A 19124-nucleotide genomic window follows, 5' to 3' on the forward strand; every position below is an offset into this window, starting at 1 on the left:
TGGAGAGCCTGACCTTGCATGCCGGACGAACCGGTCACAAGATCTGCTCTCCCCGGTGGTCAGGTACGGCCGCTGAGCTGCGCCGGCTGCCCCGGAGCGGGCACGGCGGGGTCGGCGCCGATCTCGACGGTGCGGTTGTGCTCGTCGACGTGGACGACGGTCGGCGTGTGCCCGGCGATCTCGGCGGGCTCCAGCGCGGCGTAGGACATGATGATCACCAGGTCGCCCGGGTGGACCAGGTGCGCCGCCGCACCGTTGATCCCGATGACGCCCGAGCCCCGCTCGCCGGTGATCGCGTAGGTCTCGAGGCGGGCGCCGTTGTCGATGTCGACGACGTGCACCTGCTCGCCCTCGACGATCCCGGACGCGTCGAGCAGGTCCGCGTCGATCGTCAGCGAGCCGACGTAGTGCAGGTCGGCCTGGGTGACGGTCGCCCGGTGGATCTTGGCGTTGAGCAGCGTGCGGTACATCAGGACTCCTCCAGGAACCCGGCCAGGTCCGCCGGGGTCGGGTAGGTGAACAGGTCGGCGATGGCGACCTCGACGCCGAGCCCGGCGCGGATGGTCTCCCGCAGCCGGACCAGCAGCATCGAGTGACCGCCCAGGTCGAACAGGTCGTCGTCGGCGCCCACGGTCTCGCGCTCCAGCACCTCGGCGAACGCCGCGCACAGTGCCGTCTCGGTCGGCCCCTGCGGGGCGCGGCCCGCGGGTGCGGGATCCGGGGCGGGCAGCGCGGCGGTGTCGAGCTTGCCGTTGGCCGTCACCGGGAAACCGGTGACCTCGACGTACGCCGAGGGGACCATGTACTCGGGCAGCGTCCGGGCCGCGTGGGACCGCAGCGTCGCCCGGTCCGGGAGCGCACGACCGTCGGCGGCCACCAGGTACGCGACGAGGCGACGGTCACCGGGCCGGTCCTCGCGGACCGTCACGACCGCGCGGGCGACGGCATCGTGCCCGGCGAGCACCGCCGAGATCTCCCCCGGCTCGACCCGGAACCCGCGGATCTTGACCTGGTCGTCGGCGCGGCCGAGGTACTCCAGCCGCCCGCGGGCGTCGCGGCGCGCGAGGTCGCCGGTGCGGTACATCCGGGTGCCGGGCGGACCCCACGGGTCGGCGACGAACCGGTCCGCGGTCAGCCCGAGCCGGCCCAGGTAGCCGTGCGCGAGCCCCGCGCCCGCCAGGTACAGCTCCCCGGCGACGCCCGGCGGCACCGGGCGCAGCGCGGCGTCGAGGACGTGGGCACGGGCCCCGGCGACCGGGCGCCCGACCACCGGCGACGGCGAGTCGGCGACCCGGGCGACCAGCGCGTCGACCGTCGCCTCGGTGGGGCCGTAGAGGTTGTACACCTCGGTGCCGGGCAGCGCCCGCAGCCGCTGCCACTGGTCCGGCGCGACGCCCTCGCCGCCGATGCCCACCACCGGCAGCACGCAGCTCTCCGTCCCGTCGGGGCCGGTGCGGAACACCCCGGACTCGCCGACCTGCGCGAGGTAGGACGGAGTGAGCTCCAGGAAGTCCAGCTCCCGCTCGATCACCCGGGCGGCGAGCCGGTCCGGGTCGCGGCGGGTGTCGTCGTCGATGACGTGGACCTCGTGCCCGTCGAGCATCCACAGCTGCGGCTGCCAGGACGCGTCGAAGGAGAACGGCCAGGCGTGCCCGGCGCGCAGCGCCCTGCCCCCCGCCCGCTCGACGGCCGGGCGGTGCAGCGTCTCCCGGTGCCCGGCGAACAGGTTCACCAGCGCCCGGTGCGGCACGACGACGCCCTTGGGCCGCCCGGTCGATCCGGACGTGTAGATCACGTGCGCCGCGTGCTCGGGCCGTGGCGGCACCACCGTGGCGGTCTCGCCGTGCGGGTCGTCGAGCAGCACCCGCGCCACCCCGTGGGTGTCGTGATGCGTATCGGTGAGCACGGCAATCGGTGCGGCGTCGGCGAGCAGCTCCGCGATCCGGGCCGGGGGCTGCTCCGGGTCCAGCGGCAGGTACGCCGCGCCGGAGGCCAGCACCGACCAGATCGCCTCCAGGTACCCGGCCCCGCGCGGGAGCAGGATCGCCACGATCCGGCCCGGTGCGGCGCCTGCCGCGGACAGCCGCGCGGCGCGGTGCCGGACCCGCTCGTCCAGCTCGCCGAACGTCCAGGAGCCGTCCGCATCGGACAGTGCGACGGCGTCCGGGGTGCGCGACGCCTGCGCGGCGAGCAGTTCCGGCATCGTCGCCGCGCCGGGGTCCGGGGCGACGGGGCCGGTGGCCCACTCCCCCAGCAGCCGGTCCCGCTCGGCGGTCTCCAGGATCTCCAGGTCGCCGATCGGGGCGTCCGGGTCCGCGGCGACCGCGTCGAGCAGCCGGGCGAACCGGGCCGCGACGGTCGACACGGTCGGCTCGTCGAACAGGTCGCGGCTGTACTCCAGCTCCCCGGCGATCCCCGACGGCGACTCGACCAGGTCGAAGGACAGGTCGAACTTCGCCGTGGCCAGGCCGGCGTCGAGGAACTCGGCGGGGTTGCCGAGCACGGTCTCCCGCTCGCCGGAGGACCGGTAGACCGCGAGCATCACCTGGAACAGCGGGTGCCGCGACAGCGACCGCGGCGGGTTCAGCACCTCCACCAGACGCTCGAACGGCAGCTCCTGGTGGGCGTAGGCGGCCAGGTCGGTCTCCCGCGCCCGCCCGAGCAGCTCGGTGAACGTCGGGTCCCCGGAGGTGTCGGTGCGCAGCACCAGGGTGTTGACGAAGAATCCGGCGAGGTCGTCGAGCGCGTGGTCGGTGCGCCCGGCGATCGGGGTGCCCAGTGGCACGTCGGTGCCGCCGCCGAGCCGGGTCAGCAGCGCCGCCAGCGCCGCGTGCAGCACCATGAACGTGCTGGCCCCGGACCGGTCGGCCAGCGCCCGCAGCGCCGCGTGCGTCTCGGCACCGACGGCGAAGCGGACCTTCCCACCGCGGCCGGAGGACCGCGCGGGACGCGGCCGGTCGACCGGCAGGGTCAGCTCGTCGGGCATCCCCGCCAGCTGCTCGCGCCAGTAGCCGGCCTGCTCGTCGAGCAGCGGCCCGTCGAGCAGGGCGCGCTGCCAGAGCGCGTAGTCGCCGTACTGCACCGGCAGCGGCGCGAACGCGGGCGCCGCACCGTGGGTGCGGGCGGCGTAAGCGGCGTCGAGGTCACGGCGCAGCGGCGGCAGCGACCAGCCGTCGCCGGCGATGTGGTGCACCAGCAGCAGGAACAGGTACTCCGCGTCCGAGACCCGCACCAGGGTGGCACGCACCGGCAGCTCACCGGCCAGGTCGAACACGTGCGCGGCGGCACGGGTCAGCTCGGCCGGCCCGCCGTCGACGACCTCGAACACCGGGCGGGCGTCCGCGGCCGAGAGCACCTCCTGGTACGGCACGCCGTCGTGATCGCGGTAGACGGTGCGCAGCACCTCGTGCCGGGCGACGACGTCGCCCAGCGCGGCCTGCAGCGCCGCCGCGTCGACCGGTCCGGAGATCCGCCACGCCCACGGGATGTTGTACGACGTGGCGCCCGCGTCCGAACCGGTCGGGTCGGTGTGCGCGAGCCGGTCGAGGAACCACAGGCGGGCCTGGGCGAACGACAGCGGCAACGGCTCCGGGCGCGGCGTCACCGGCACCAGCGCGGGGCGGGCACCGGCGGCGCCGTCGAGCGCGGCCGCGAGCCGGCGCGGGGTGGGTGCGTCGAACACCGCCCGCAGCGGCACCTCCACGCCAAGCTCGGCGCGGATCCGGCTGACCAGCCTCGTCGCGAGCAGCGAGTGCCCGCCGAGGGCGAAGAACCCGTCCTCGGGGCCGACCTCGCCGAGCTCCAGCAGCTCCGCGTAGAGCCCGCACAGCGCCTTCTCCCGCGGGGTACGCGGGGTCGGGTCACCGGCCGGGGTCCGCTCCGCGCGCGGGTCCGGCAACGCCGCGGTGTCGATCTTGCCGCTGGTGTTGAGCGGCAGCTCGTCGAGCGCGACGACCGCCCACGGCACCTGGTGCGCGGGCAGCCGCGACGCGGCCAGCTCCCGCACCGCCGTGGTGTCGAGCCCGGCGGTGCCGGTGGGGGTGCCGCCGGAACCGAGCGCGCCGGTGACATAGCCGACCAGCCCGTCCCCGCGGGCGACGACGACGGCGCGACGCACGTCCGGGTGCTCACCGAGCACCGCGGCGACCTCGGCGGGCTCCACCCGGAACCCGCGGATCTTGACCTGGTCGTCGGCGCGGCCGCGGTACTCCAGCTCGCCGCCTGCGGTGCGGCGCACCAGGTCCCCGGTGCGGTACATCCGCTCCCCCGGCCCGGCGAACGGGTCGGGCACGAAGCGTTCCGCGGTCAGCGCGGCGCGGCCGTGATAGCCGCGGGCCAGCCCCGTGCCGGACAGGTACAGCTCCCCGGTGACACCGGTCGGGACCGGGCGCAGGTCGGCGTCGAGGACGTAGGCGCCGGTGCCCGGCAGCGGCGACCCGATCCGGATCGGCCCACCGTCGACCTCGGCGCACAGGCTGTCGCCCGCGGCCTCGGAGCAGCCGTAGAGGTTGCGCAGCCGGGCGCCGGGCAGCCGGGACCGGAACGCCGCGGCGAGCGCCGCGGGCAGCGCCTCACCGGAGGTGACCCAGTCCCGCACACCGCGGACGTCCTCGGGTGCGGTCTCCAGCAGCGTCGCGAGCAGGCTCGGGACGACGGTCAGGGTGTCCGCGCCGCTGTCGCGCACCAGCGCGGCGAGCGCCACCGGATCGGCGGCGACGGCGTCGCCGGCGAGGACGACGGTGTCGCCGTTCACCAGGCCGCCGAGCAGCTCGGTGGTGCCGTCGATGAACGACAGCGCGCTCTTCGCCACCCGGACGCCCGGGGTGCCGGTGCGGGCCCACGCCAGCCGGTTGGCCAGCGCGCGACGGGTCCCGGCGACGCCCTTGGGACGCCCGGTCGAGCCGGAGGTGAAGATCAGGTAGGCGAGCTGCTCCGGGTCGCGCACACCGGGTTCCGGTGCGGGCCCGGTCCCGGTGAGGGTCGCCGGGTCGAGCCACCGCTCGTCGGTACCGGCGGTGCCCAGCACGACCGCGGGGCGGCCGTCGTCGAGCATCAGCGCGACCCGCTCGGCGGGCAGCGCCGGGTCGACCGGCAGGTACCCGGCGCCGAGCCGCAGCACGGCCAGCAGCGACGCGACCAGGTCCACCGACCGCGGCAGCGCGACCGCGACGACGTCGTCGGCACCGACGCCGCGCGCGGCCAGTGCGGCGGCGATCGCGCCGGCGCGGGCGTCCAGCTCGGCCGCGGTGGTCCGTTGCCCGCCGGAGACGACCGCGGCGGTGTCCGGGAGCCGGTCCAGCAGTGTCTCCAGCGACTCCGGCTCCGGGTCGGGGCGCGCGGTGAGCGCCGCCCGCTCGGCGTCGTCGAGCAGGTCGATGCCGGTCAGCGGGCGGTCCGGGTCGGCCAGGGCCGCGGTGAGCAGCCGCCGCCAGCGGTCCACGATGCCGTGCACGGTGGCCGCGTCGAACACCTCGGTGTTGAACTCGACGTGCCCGCCGAGACCGTGGCCGGTGTTGTCCGGGCCGGTGTCGTCCGGTCCGGTGTCGCCGACGAACAGCACCAGGTCCGCCCGGGACGTGCCGGTGCGGATCGGCTCCTCGGCGACGGTGAGCCCGGGCAGCCGCACCTGGGCGACCTCGTTGTTCTGCCAGGCCAGCATGACCTGGAACAGCGGGTGGTGGGCCAGCGACCGGGACGGGTTGAGCGCCTCGACCAGGCGCTCGAACGGGACGTCGGCGTGGTCGTAGGCGTCCAGGTCGACGCGGCGCACCCGCTCCACCAGCTCGCGCAGCGACGGCGAGCCGGAGGTGTCGGTGCGCAGCACCAGGGTGTTGACGAAGAACCCGACGAGGTCGTCCAGCGCGGAGTCGGTGCGCCCGGCGATGGAGCTGCCGATCGGCACGTCGGTCCCGGCGCCGAGCCGGGTGAGCAGGGCGGCGAGCGCGGCGTGCGCGACCATGAACACCGAGGCGTTCTCGGCGCGGGCGAACGCGCTGAGCTGCTCGGACACCGAGGCGTCCCACCGGAACCGGAACGAGTCGCCCCGGTAGGCCGACACCGCCGGGTGCGGCCGGTCGAGCGGCAGCTCGGTGCGCTCGGGCAGCCCGTCGAGGACCTCCCGCCAGTGCGCGAGCTGGGACTCCACGACCGGCCCGAGGTGCTCGCGCTGCCAGAGCGCGTAGTCGACGTACTGCACCGGCAGCGGTGTCCACCGTGGCGCATGCCCGGCACGGCGGGCGGTGTAGGCGGTGGCGAGGTCACGCCACAGCGGCGCCATCGACCAGCCGTCGGAGGCGATGTGGTGCATGACCAGCACCAGCACGTGCTCGGTCGCGTCCAGGCGCAGCAGCCGGGCCCGGACCGGGATCTCCCGGTCCAGCTCGAACGCGTACCCGGCGGCCTCGGTGACGTCCCCGGCCAGCGCCTCCGGCGTCGTCGGGACGACCGGGAGCGTGACCTCCGGGTCGTCGAGGACGAGCTGGTGCGGGGCACCGTCGGCGTCCGGGAACACGGTGCGCAGCGACTCGTGCCGGTCGACGACGTCGGCCAGCGCGGCCTGCAGCGCCGGCACGTCGAGGTCGCCGGTCAGCCGCATCGCGATCGGCATGTCGTAGGTCGCCGACGGCCCCTCGAGGCGGTACAGGAACCACAGCCGGGCCTGGGCGAACGACAGCGGCACCGGCTCGGGCCGCGGTTCCACCCGCTCCAGGGCGGGCCGGGCCGGGGCGGTCCCGGCGCCGTCGAGCTTCCCGGCCAGCTCACCAGGGGTGGGTGCGGCGAAGACCGTGCGGATGTCGAGCTCGGCACCGGCGACGGCGCGGACCCGGGCGACCAGCTTCGTCGCCAGCAGCGAGTGGCCGCCGAGGTCGAAGAAGCCGTCGTCGGGGCCGACGGTGCCGGCGGGCACGCCGAGAACCTCGGCGAACAGCCCGCACAGCAGCTCCTCCCCGGGAGTCTCCGGGCCGCGCCCGGTGCCGCGGCGCGGCGCCGGGTCCGGCAGCGCCCCGCGGTTGACCTTGCCGCTGGGCAGCAGCGGCAGCGCGTCGAGCACGACGACGTCGGAGGGCACCATGTACTCCGGCAGCCGCTCCGCCGCCCGGGCCCGCAGCGCCTCGGCCAGCGCGGCGCGCTCGCGGTGCGCGGCCGGCCGGTTGGCGTAGGCCTGTGGCGGGTTGCCCACCCGGGTACGGGCGTAGGCGGCGGGCACCGCGTCCGGGTCCGCCTCGGCCCCGTGTATACCTGCGGCGCCGTGTGTGCCTGCAGCGCCGTGTGTGTCTGCGGCGCCGACGACCAGGTCCAGCTCACCGGTGGGTGAGCCGGCGGTCCAGGTCAGCGCGTACGGCCGCCCGGTCGCCTCGGCGACCGCGGCGAGGTCCTCGGGGTCGGGCACGGACGTGGTCTCGTCGAGTACCGCGCGTGCGCCCTCCGGGTCGGTCGGCAGCAGCGCGACGGCGTCGTTCTCCCCGGCCAGGCGGGCGTTCGGGATGCCGGTGACGCGCACCCGCCCGGGCCGCTCGGCCAGCGCCGCGGCGAGGTCACCGGCGGCGTCGGCCCCGGCTGCGTTGTCGTCCCCGGCAGTGTCGTCCCCGGCTGCGTCGGCGTCCCCGGCTGCGTCGGCCCCGGTGAGGTCGTCCCAGTTCAGCGTCGTCTCCGCGGGCGCCGGTGCCGGTTCCCCGGTCTCCAGGACGACGTCGTAGCGGTGCCGGGTCAGCTCGTTGTGGAAGCGGCCGCGCTTGACCCGGATCTGCGCCGACGTGATCCCCGGCAGCGCGAGGAAGAAGTCCGGGTCGAGCACCAGCTCGCCCTCCCGGTCGACGGCGAGGTCGACCGACGCAGGGGTGACGGTCTCCCCGTCGCGCTCGCGGATCAGCTCGACGGCGGTGCGCAGCCGGCGCAGCGTGCGCAGGTTGCGGATGTCGCCGAGGAACAGCCGCCCGCCCGGAGCGAGATGGCGGCGCGCGGTGTCGAGGACCTCGACCAGGTAGTCCGCGCTCGGGAAGTACTGGGCCACCGAGTTGACGATCACCAGGTCGACGTCGGAGGCACCGAGGCCGTCGAGGTCGTGCGCCGGGCGCGCAGCCAGATGCACCCGTCCGGCGAGCTCGGGGTCGCCGGCGGCGAGACCGCGCTGCAGGTTCGCGACGGCCTCGGCGGACAGGTCGATGCCCCAGTACTGCTCGGTGTCCGGCGCGATCCGGGACACGATCAGCCCGGAGCCGACACCGATCTCCAGCACGCGGCGCGGGCGCAGCGCGGCGATCCGCTCGATCGTCGCGGCGTGCCACTCGCGCATCTGCTCGTCGGGGATCTGCGTGCCGTCGTAGCTGGACTGCCAGCCGACGAAGTTCTCCTCGTACCCGGCCTCGACGGCGTCGCCGTCGGAGAAGACGGCCTGGTGCAGCTCCTCCCAGGCGTCGACGTGCTCGTGCTCGGAGGCGGTGTCGCGCTCCCCGCGCGGCACCACGTAGGCGGCGATCCGGTCGCCGCGCACGGCGGCGACGGCGGCGGACACGCCCTCGTCGGAGGCGAGGACGTTCTCGATCTCGCCCAGCTCGATCCGGTAGCCGCGGACCTTGACCTGGTCGTCGGCGCGGCCGTGGAAGACCATGCGGCCGTCGTCGGTCCAGCGCACCAGGTCGCCGGTGCGGTAGAGCCGCTCACCGGGGGTGAACGGGTCGGCGACGAAGCGCTCCGCGGTCAGCGCTGCGCGCCCGAGGTAGCCGCGGGCCAGGCCGGAGCCGCCCAGGTACAGCTCCCCGACGACGCCGGGCGGCACCGGGGCAAGCCCGGAGTCCAGCACGTAGGCGCGGGTGCCCGGGTCGGCGACGCCGATCGGGACCTGCGCGGCACCGGCTAGCTCGGCCGGGTCGGACAGGCCGAGCGTGGAGTTCACGGTGGCCTCGGTGGGGCCGTAGGCGTTGAACAGCCGCCGCCCCGGCGCCCACCGCTCCACGAGCTGCGGCGAGACCCGCTCGGTGCCGGCGAGCAGCACCGAGTCCGTGGGCAGCGTGCACTCCGGCGGCAGCGCCTCCAGCAGCGCAGGCGGCAGGATCAGCATCGTGACCCGGTGCTCGTGGATGTAGTCGGTCAGCGCCGGGCCCGCGACGCGGCGGTCGTCGGGCACGACGACCAGGCGGCCGCCGGTGAGCAGCGCCAGGCACAGCTCGAAGAACGCGACGTCGAAGCTGGGCGAGGCGAACTGCAGCACCCGCTCGACGACGCGGTCGCCGAACCGCTCGTGCTGGGTGGCGATCAGCCCGGTCACCCCGGAGTGGGTGACGACGACGCCCTTGGGCCGCCCGGTGGAGCCGGAGGTGTAGATGACGTAGGCGGCGCCGTCGGGGTCGATCTCCGGCAGCACCGGTGTGTCGGTGGGTTCGCCGATCTCCGACATCAGCACCCGCGGGACGTTCGGGAGCTCCGGGCCGTCGGCGGTGGTGAGCACGCAGACCGGAGCCGCGTCGTCGACCATGTAGCCGAGCCGGTCGGCGGGCAGGTTCGGGTCCAGCGGCAGGTACGCGGCGCCGGTCTTCATCGTCGCGACCTGGGCGACGATCGTGTCCACCGACCGCGGCACGGCCAGCCCGACGACGGTCTCCGGGCCTGCGCCGTGGCGCTGCAGCGCGGCGGCGACGGCGTCGGAGCGCGCGTCGAGCTCGGCGTAGGTGAGTTCGGTGCCCTCCAGCACGACGGCGACCGCCGCCGGGTTCTCGGCGACGCGCTCGGCGAAGATCGCCGGGAACGTGCTGCGGGACAGCCGGTACCCGGCGCCGCTCCAGTCGTCGAGCAGGGTGTCGCGCTCCCCCGCGGCGAGCAGGTCGGCGCCCCCGATCCGGCGCTGCGGGTCCGCGACGACGGCGCGCAGGAAGCGCTGCAGCCGCGCCACGACGCCCTCGACCGTCGGGCGGTCGAAGACCTCGGTGTTGTACTCGACGACGGTGTCGATCCCCCCGGTGCCGATCCCCCCGGTGCCGGTCCCCTGGGTATCCACATCGGACCCGGTACCGCGCTCGGTCAGCGACAGCGACAGGTCGAAGCGGCTCCTCCCGGTGGTCACCGGCAGCGGCTCGGCCGTCAGGCCGGGCAGGTCGACCTCGGCGACCCGGTTGTTCTGCCCGGCGATCATCACCTGGAACAGCGGGTGGTGCGACAGCGACCGGGACGGGTTCAGCTCCTCGACCAGGCGCTCGAACGGCAGGTCCTGGTGGGCGTAGGCGTCCAGGTCCAGCTCGCGGACCCGGTCGAGAAGCTCGGCGAACGTCGGGTCGCCGGAGGTGTCGGTGCGCAGCACCAGGGTGTTGACGAAGAACCCGACGAGGTCGTCCAGCGCCGGGTCGGTGCGCCCGGCGATCGGGCTGCCCAGCGGCACGTCGGTGCCCGCGCCCATCCGGGTCAGCAGCGCGGCGAACGCGGCGTGCACGACCATGAACACGGTCGCGTGGTGCCTGCGGGCCAGCTCGGCCAGGCCGTGGTGCAGCTCCGCGTCCCAGGTGACGGTGAACAGCTCACCGGTGAACCCGGCGACCGGCGGGTGCGGGCGGTCGGTGGGCAGCTCGATCCGGGCGGGCAGCCCGGCGAGGCGCTCCCGCCAGTGCTCCAGCTGCCGGTGCCCCTCGGCGGCGGGGTCGGCGAGGTCGCCGAGCAGGTCCTGCTGCCAGAGGGCGTAGTCGGCGTACTGCACCGGCAGCGGCGCCCACTGCGGTGCGTGCCCGGCGCGGCGGGCGGCGTAGGCGGTGGCGACGTCGCGCCACAGCGGTTCCATCGACCAGCCGTCGGAGACGATGTGGTGGAACACCAGGGCGAGCACGTGCTCGCGCTCGCCCGTGGTGAACAGCCGGACCCGCATCGGGATGCGCCCGGCCAGGTCGAACCCGGTGCGCACGGCGTCGGTGAGTGCCTCGTCCAGCGCGCCCGCCGCCGCACCGGTGAGGTCGACGCGCTCCAGGGTCACGCCGGCGTCGGCGGGGTCGAGGACGTGCTGGTAGGGCTCGCCGTCGTGCTCGGCGAACACGGTGCGCAGCACCTCGTGCCGGGCGACGACGTCGGCGAGCGCGGCTTCCAGGGCGTCGGCGTCCAGGTCGCCGCGCAGCCGCAGCACCAGCGGCACGTTGTAGGTCGCGACTGCGCCCTCGAGGCGGTCGAGGAACCAGAGGCGGCGCTGCGCGAACGCCGGCGGCACCCGGTCCGGGCGCGGGCCGGCGACCAGTGCGGGCCGCTCCGGTCCCGCCGCCCCGGTGTCGTCGGTGTCCTGCTCGACGACCGCGGCCAGCCCGGCCACGGTCGGTGCCTCGAACACGGTGCGGACCTGCAGCGGCACGCCGAGGTCCGCCCGCACCCGGGAGACGAGGCGGGTGGCGAGCAGCGAGTGCCCGCCGAGGGCGAAGAAGTCGTCATCGGCCCCGGCGGGCTCGGCACCGGTGAGGCCCAGGATCTCGGCGAACAGGGTGGCGATCCGCTGCTCGGCTGCGGTGCGCGGGGCACGGCCGCCACCGGTGGCGACGGGCTCGGGTGCGGGCAGCGCACGGCGGTCGAGCTTGCCGTTGACCGACAGCGGCAGCGCGTCGAGCACGACGTACGCGGTCGGCACCATGTAGTCGGGCAGCTCGCGCCGGGCGGCGTCGCGGGCCCGCGCGATCAGCGCGGTGTGCGCCCGGTGCCGGGTCGGGTCGCTGGTCGACGGCCCGGTCGTCGCGGCCGGGCGGTACGCGCCCGGTGCCGCCGCGTCCGCGTCCCCGGGCTGCACGAAGAGCACGTCGAGTGCGCCGGGGACCCGGCCGGACCAGGTCACGACGGCGTGCAGCCCGTGCCGGGCCGCCAGCTGCTCCAGCTCGGCGGGGGTGGCACCGGTGCGGTCGGCGAGGTGGTCGAGCACGGCGCCGGTGGACGCGTCACCGGCGTCGAGGGCGTCGAGCGCGGTGGCGACACCGGCGCCGCGGGCGTGCGGGACGACGTCGACCCGGGCCGGGCCGTCGAGGCGCGCGTCGAGGTCGTCGAGCGAGGTCCACGCGAGCTCCTGCAGTGCTGTCTGCGCTGTCTGCGCCGTCTGCGCTGTCTGCGCTGCCGGAGCGGCGGCGCCGGGGCGCAGGACGACGTCGTAGCGGTAGGTGGACAGCTCGTTGTCGTAGTCGGCGTCCTTCACCCGGATCTCGACACCAGCACCGGTGTCCCCGGCGAGCGCGGTGAACAGCTCCGGCGCGACGAGCAGCTCCTTGTCCCCGTCGGCGGCGCGGTCGACCGCGGCCGCCAGCTCGGCGGGCGTCTCGGTGCCGGTGGCCCGGCCGAGCACCACCGACGCGTGGAACGCGCGCAGCTGGCGCAGGTCACGGACGTCACCGACGAACAGCGCCCCGCCCGGGGCGAGCAGCTCCAGCGCGCCGCGCAGCACCCGGTCCAGGTACCCGGCGTCCGGGAAGTACTGCACCACCGAGTTGATCACGACGGCGTCGAAGTGCCCGCGCGGCAGACCGTCCAGCTCGTCGGCGGCGCGGACCTCCAGGTGTGCCGAGGCGGGGGCGTCGGCCCGCAGCGCCTCGATCACGGCCGCGGAGAAGTCGGTGCCGACGTACTCGGTGACCTCGCCGGCCAGCTCGCGCAGCAGCAGCCCGGTGCCGACACCGAGCTCCAGCACCCGCTGCGGGGCCAGGGCGCGGATCCGGTCGACGGTCTCGTCGCGCCAGGCCCGCATCTCCTCCCGCGGGATCGGAGATCCGTCCACACTGGAGTTCCAGCCGACGAACACGTCGGAGGTCTCCCCCGCCGCGGCGTCGGTGGCGTAGAGGGTGTCGTAGAGCTCGCGCCACTCGTCGACGCGCTCCGCGTCGAGGCCGGCACCGGAGGCGGAGCCGGTGTCGGCGTCGGTCTCCGCCGCACCACCGGGCACGAGGTAGCCGACGAGCCGGTCCCCGTCGCCGACCACGGCCGCCTGCGCGACCCCGGGCGTCGCCGAGAGCACCGCGGCGACCTCGCCGGGCTCGATGCGCAGGCCGCGGATCTTGACCTGCTCGTCGGTGCGGCCGAGGAACTCCAGCGCGCCGTCGCGGCGGCGCCGGGCCAGGTCCCCGGTGCGGTACATGCGGGCGCCGGGCCCGCCGAACGGGTCGGCGACGAAACGGTCCGCGGTCAGGCCCGGACGGGCGTGGTAGCCACGGGCCAGCTGCACCCCGGCCAGGTACAGCTCGCCGGGGACACCGGCCGGCACCGGGCGCAGCCGGTCGTCGAGCACGTACAGATCGGTGTTCCAGACCGCGTGCCCGATCGGGACGGTGCCGGCGGTCTCGATCGCGGCCGGGTCGGCGCCCAGCGCCCATGCGGTGACGTCGACGGCGGCCTCGGTCGGCCCGTAGAGGTTGTGCACGACGGGACCGAGCAGCCGGGTGGCGCGGGCGCCGACCTCGGCGGACAGCGCCTCGCCGGAGCAGATCACCCGGCACAGCACCCCGGCGGTGCCCGCGGCGGCGGGCTCGGCGAGGAACACCTCCAGCATCGACGGGACGAAGTGGACGGTGGTGACGCCCTCGTCGCGGATCAGCCCGGCGAGGTAGGCCGGGTCACGGTGCCCGTCCGGGGCGGCGACGACCTCGGTGGCACCGGTGATCAGCGGCCAGAGGAACTCCCACACCGACACGTCGAAGCTCGACGGCGTCTTCTGCAGGACGCGGTCGGTGCCGTCGAGGCCGTAGGTGTCCTGCATCCAGAGCAGCCGGTTGACGATGGCGCGGTGCGGTACGGCGACGCCCTTCGGGCGGCCGGTGGAGCCGGAGGTGTAGATGACGTACGCGGGGTGCGCGGGGTCGAGCGGCGCGGTGCGGTCGTCGTCGGACAGCGGGGCGTCGTCGAACCCGGCGGCCGGGTCGGCGCTGCCGGGGGCGTCGGGCCGGCCGAGCAGCACGGTGTCGGGGTGCTCGACCAGCGCGGACGTCGCGGTGGTGGCGAGCAGGACGGCCGGGCGGGCGTCGTCGACCATGTGGGCGAGCCGGTCGGCGGGGTGGTCGGGGTCCAGCGGCAGGTAGGCGGCACCGGCGCGCAGCGTCGCCAGGATCGCGACGACCAGCTCCGCCGAGCGCGGCAGCGCCAGCGCGACGACCTGCTCCGGTCCGGCGCCGCGGGCGACGAGGAACCGGGCGAGCCGGTTGGTCCACGCGGTCAGCTCGGCGTAGCTCAGCCGGGTCCCGCCGACGACGAGCGCGGTGGCGTCCGGGGTGCGCGCGGCCTGCGCGTCGAGCAGCGCGGGCAGGGTGGTGTCCGGCAGCGCGCGGGTCTCGCCGGTCTCGATCGACGCGCCGGCGCGCTCACCGGGCAGCAGCAGCGGCAGGTCCCCGAGGTGGGCGGCCGGTTCGTCGAGGGCGGCGGAGAGCAACAGCTCGAAGCGGTGCAGCAGCTCGACGACGGTGCGCTCGTCGAACAGGTCGCTGTTGTACTCGACGATCCCGTCGATCGCACCGGAGTCCGGGCGCTCCTTCAGCGACACCCACAGGTCGAACTTGGCGGTGCCGGTGCCCGGCATCCGCTCCGACGCGGCCAGCCCGGGCAGCTCGACGCCCGCGGTGGGCGTGTTCTGCCAGGCCAGCATCACCTGGAACAGCGGGTGGTGGGCCAGCGACCGGGTGGGGTTCAGCTCCTCGACGAGGCGCTCGAACGGGACGTCCTGGTGGGCGTAGGCGTCGAGGCTGCGCTCGCGGACCCGGGCCAGGAGCTCGTCGAACGTGGGGTCGCCGGAGGTGTCGACGCGCAGCACCAGGGTGTTGACGAAGAACCCGACGAGCTCGTCGAGCGCCGGGTCGAGGCGACCGGCGACCGGCGTACCGAGCGGGATGTCGGTACCCGACCCGGTACGGGTGAGCAGTGCCGCCAGGGCAGCGTTGACGACCATGAACACGCTGACGCCCGCGGCGCGGGCGCGCTCGTCGAGGCGGGCGTGCAGGTCGGCGTCCCAGGTGAAGGTGAAGTGGCCGCCGGCGTAGCTCGCGACGGCGGGGGCGGGCCGGTCGGTGGGCAGCGCGATCCGCTCGGGCAGCCCGGCGAGGGTCTCGCGCCAGTGCGCGAGCTGGTCGTCGACGACGGCGTCGAGGGTGTCGCGCTGCCAGAGGGTGTAGTCGGCGTACTGCACCGGCAGCGGCGCCCAGCCGGGGGCGTGCCCGGCGCGGCGGGCTGCGTAGGCGGTGGCGACGTCGCGCCACAGCGGGGCCAGCGACCAGCCGTCGGCGGCGATGTGGTGCAGCACCAGCACGAGGACGTGGTGGTCGGGGGCGGTGCGCAGCAGCGTCGCCCGGACCGGGGCCCCGGCGGCGAGGTCGAAGCCGCGGCGGACCTCGGCGTCGACGCGGGTGTCGAGGTCGGCGGCCCGGACCTGCTCGGCCCCGCCGGTGAGCGGGCCGGGGCCACCGGCGTCGAGAACGTGCTGGTAGGGGGTGCCGTCGTGCTCGGCGAACACGGTGCGCAGCACCTCGTGCCGGTCGACGACGTCGGCCAGCGCGGCGCGCAGTGCGGCACCGTCGAGCTCCCCGGTCAGCTCGACGACGAGCGGCACGTTGTAGGTCGCCGCATCGGTGGCGTTCCCGGGGGTGCTCGTCCCGGAGCTCGTCCCGGAGCCGCCCTCGAGGCGGTGCAGGAACCACAGTCGCGCCTGGGCGTGGGACAGCGGGACGAGCTCGGGGCGCGGGCGGGCGGTCAGCTCGGGCCGGGCGGGTCCGGCCGGGTCGACGCCGGCGCCGCCGACGAGCGCGGCGAGCGCCTCCACGGTGGGCGCCTCGAACACGCTGCGGACGCTGAGGTCGGCACCGGTGGCGCGGCGGATCCGCAGGATCAGGCGGGTGGCGAGCAGCGAGTGCCCGCCGAGGGCGAAGAAGTCGTCGTCGAGGCCGACGCGGGGCAGGCCGAGCACCTCGGCGACCAGCTCGGCGACGACCTGCTCGGTGGCGGTGCGCGGCTCGCGGTCGCCGACGGCGGCCGAGGGGTCCGGCGCGGGCAGCGCGCGACGGTCGAGCTTGCCGCTGGCCAGCAGCGGCAACCGGTCCATCCGGACGAATCCGGACGGCACCATGTAGTCGGGCAGCCGGTCGGCGGCGTACTCGCGCAGCTCGCCGGCCAGCGTGCGGTCCTCGCGGCGCCCGGCCGGCTCGTTGCCGTAGCCGGTGAGGTCGGCGCGCAGCGGGCGGACGGCGCGGTACGCCCCGGCCCCGTGCTCGCCGCCCTGCTCGCCGGTCCGTTCACCGGCCTGCTCGGAAGCGGTGAAGACCGCGTCGAGGGCTCCGTCGTCGGATCCGCCGTCCCAGGTCAGGCGCAGGACCCGCCCGTGCCGCTCGGCGAGGGCGCGCAGCTCCGGCTCGCCGGGGACTCCGGTGGTGTCCGGGGCGGGCTCGCCCTCGATCCGGGCGACGGCGGCGTGCTCGTCGTCGAGGCGGCCGTTGGGGATGCCGGTGACCCGGACCCGGCCGTCCCCGAGTGCGGCCTCCACATCGGACAGCGTGCTGACGTCGTCGCCCCAGGTCAGTACGGTCTCGACCGGCTCCGGGGCGGGGGTGCCGCCGACGGTGAGCACGACGTCGTAGCGGTGCCGGGTCAGCTCGTTACCGGTGTCGCCGTCCTTGACCAGTAGCTCCACCCCGGTGATCGCGGGGACGCGGGCGGCCAGCGCCGGGAACAGGTCGGGGTCGAGCAGCAGCTCGGGCTCGCGGGCGATGGCGTCGTCGACGGCGCGGCGGCGCTCGTCGCGCTCGGCGTCGGTGCTGCCGGGGCGGCCGTGGCGGACCTCCTCGATCGCGGCGCGGAACGCGCGCAGCGTGCGCAGGTTCCGGACGTCGCCGACGACGATCCGCCCGCCCGGAACCATCCGGCCGGTGAGGCGTTCGAGCAGGTCGGCGAGGTAGCCGACGCCCGGGAAGTACTGCGCCACCGAGTTGATGACGACGACGTCGAAGTACTCGTCGGGCAGCCCCGACAGGTCGTGCGCGGGGCGGGCGTCGAGGGTGACCTTCCCGGCCAGCGCGGGATCGGCGGCCACGGCGGCGCGGGCGTGCTCGACGGCCTGCGGGGACAGGTCGATCCCGACGTAGTGCTCGGCGCCGGGGGCGATGCGGGACAGGATCAGCCCGCTGCCGATACCCAGCTCCAGGACCTTGCGCGGGTGCAGCGCGGCGATCCGCTCGATCGTCGCGGCGTGCCACTCGCGCATCTGCGCACGCGGGATGGGCTCGCCGTCGTAGCTGGAGTTCCAGCCGACGAAGTTCTCCTCGATCCCGTCGGTACCCGGGTCGGCGAAGATCGACTCGTGCAGCTCGCGCCACTCGCCGACGTGCTCGTCCTCACCGGCGGCGTCGCGGTCGCGGTGCGGGACGACGTAGGCGGCGAGGCGCCGGTCCCCCGGCCCGTCCTCGCGGGCGACGACGGCGACCTGCCCGACCGACGGGTGGCGGGACAGCACGGACTCGATCTCGCCGAGCTCGATGCGGTACCCGCGGATCTTGACCTGGTCGTCGACCCGGTCGAGGAAGTCCAGCCGGCCGTCGGGGAGACGTCGCACCAGGTCACCGGTGCGGTAGAGCCGCTCCCCCGGCGCACCGAACGGGTCGGCGACGAACCGCTCCGCGGTCAGCTCCGGCCGGCCCAGGTAGCCGCGGGCCAGGCCGTCGCCGCCCAGGTACAGCTCGCCCTCGGCGCCATCGGGGACCTCGCGCAGGCCTGCGTCGAGGACGTGCGCGCGGGTGCCGGGGTCGGCGATGCCGATCGGGACCGACTCGTCGTCGGCGATGCCCGGGTCGCACAGCCCGAGCGTGGAGTTCACGGTCGCCTCGGTGGGGCCGTAGGCGTTGAACATCTCCCGGCCCGGAGCCCAGCGGTGCACCAGCGACGAGGAGATCCGCTCGGTGCCCGCCAGCAGCGTCGCGCCCTGCGGCAGCGTCACCCCGGGCGGCATCGCGGCCAGCAGCGCCGGCGGCAGGATCATGAACGTGACGGCGTGGGCGTGCGCGTAGTCGGCGAGGCCGCGGTCGGCGACGCGCAGCTCCGCCGGGACGACGACGAGCGTGCCGCCGGTGCCGTAGGCCAGCACCAGGTCCCAGAACGCGACGTCGAAGCTGGGCGAGGCGAACTGCAGGATCCGGCTGTGCGCGCCGACGCCGAGCCGCTCGGTCTGGGTCGCGATCAGCTTGGCGACGCCGCGGTGGGCCAGCACCACGCCCTTGGGGTGGCCGGTCGATCCGGAGGTGTAGATGACGTACGCCGCCGAGTCCGGCCCGATCGCGACGTCGGGCGCGGTGTCCGGCTGCGCGGCCAGCTCGGCGCCGACGGCGGCGTCGTCGAGCCGTACCACCGCGGGCCGGTACGCCCCGTCGCCCTGGTCGAGGGCCTGCTCGACGCCCGCCCGCGCCGTGGTCACCAGCACCGCGGGCCGGGCGTCGGCGACCATGTAGCGGATCCGGTCGGCGGGCAGGTTCTCGTCGATCGGCAGGTACGCGGCCCCGGCGACCATGACCGCCAGCTCGGTCACGATCGTCTCCACCGACCGCGGCACCGCCACCGCGACGACGTCCTCCGGCCCGACCCCGCGCGCCGCCAGCACCCGGGCGAGCCGGTGCATCCGGGCGCCCAGCTCGGCGTAGTCCAGCCGGACGTCCCCGCACACCAGCGCCTCGGCTCCCGGGCGGTCGGCGACGTGCCGGGCGAACACCTCGGGGACCGTCGTCAGGGGTCCGGGGGCGTCCGCCCGGGTCGGGGTCGCGACGTCACGGGGGCCGTTGTTCGGCACGGGGGTGCGGTCCTCTCGCAGGATCTGGCGGTGGTTCGGCCGGCGGTACCGGCGGAGTCAGGAGCCGGCGAGCTCAGGGCCGGCGGGGTCAGGAGCCGGCGGGCTCGGGCCGGGCGGCTCAGGGCCGGGCGGCTCAGGGGCGGGCGTCGCTCAGCGGGCCTCGGACATGCGGCGCTGCAGGCTGCGCGGGCGCAGGTCGGTCCAGTGCTCCTCGACGTGGGCCAAGCACGCCTCGCGGGTGTCCGGGCCGAAGGTGCGGTCCCAGCCGGCGGGGAAGTCGATGCGCTCGGGCCACAGGCTGTGCTGGCCCTCGTCGTTGACCAGCACCAGGAAGGTGCCGTCGGCGTCGTCGAACGGGTTGGTCACGGTGCTCTCCTGGGTT

The 19124-nt window shown here is 75.7% G+C and carries 3 protein-coding genes; all 3 read right to left on the reverse strand.

Going from position 1 to position 19124, the window contains the following annotated elements:
- Window positions 1–59 precede the first annotated feature (59 nt).
- The gene (gene panD / locus ACLE50_RS05505) at window positions 60–470 is read right to left on the reverse strand and encodes an aspartate 1-decarboxylase (protein WP_410942298.1); all 411 of its coding nucleotides are present in this window, start codon (window positions 468–470) and stop codon (window positions 60–62) included.
- Window positions 470–18742 (reverse strand): amino acid adenylation domain-containing protein, encoded by an 18273-nt coding sequence (locus ACLE50_RS05510; RefSeq protein ID WP_410942299.1) that lies wholly within the window; start codon window positions 18740–18742, stop codon window positions 470–472. The genes panD and ACLE50_RS05510 overlap by 1 nt, the downstream gene beginning before the upstream one ends.
- Before the next feature lie 150 nt (window positions 18743–18892).
- Window positions 18893–19108 (reverse strand): MbtH family protein, encoded by a 216-nt coding sequence (locus ACLE50_RS05515; protein WP_410942300.1) that lies wholly within the window; start codon window positions 19106–19108, stop codon window positions 18893–18895.
- Between the last annotated feature and the right edge of the window lie 16 nt (window positions 19109–19124).

Source organism: Pseudonocardia phyllosphaerae (genome assembly GCF_046546475.1).
Classification (GTDB): domain Bacteria; phylum Actinomycetota; class Actinomycetes; order Mycobacteriales; family Pseudonocardiaceae; genus Pseudonocardia; species Pseudonocardia phyllosphaerae.

What these genes read in the sequence shown, in the direction of transcription:
- panD (WP_410942298.1), bottom strand. Translation starts at nt 470, where the DNA reads ATGTACCGCACGCTGCTCAACGCCAAGATCCACCGGGCGACCGTCACC.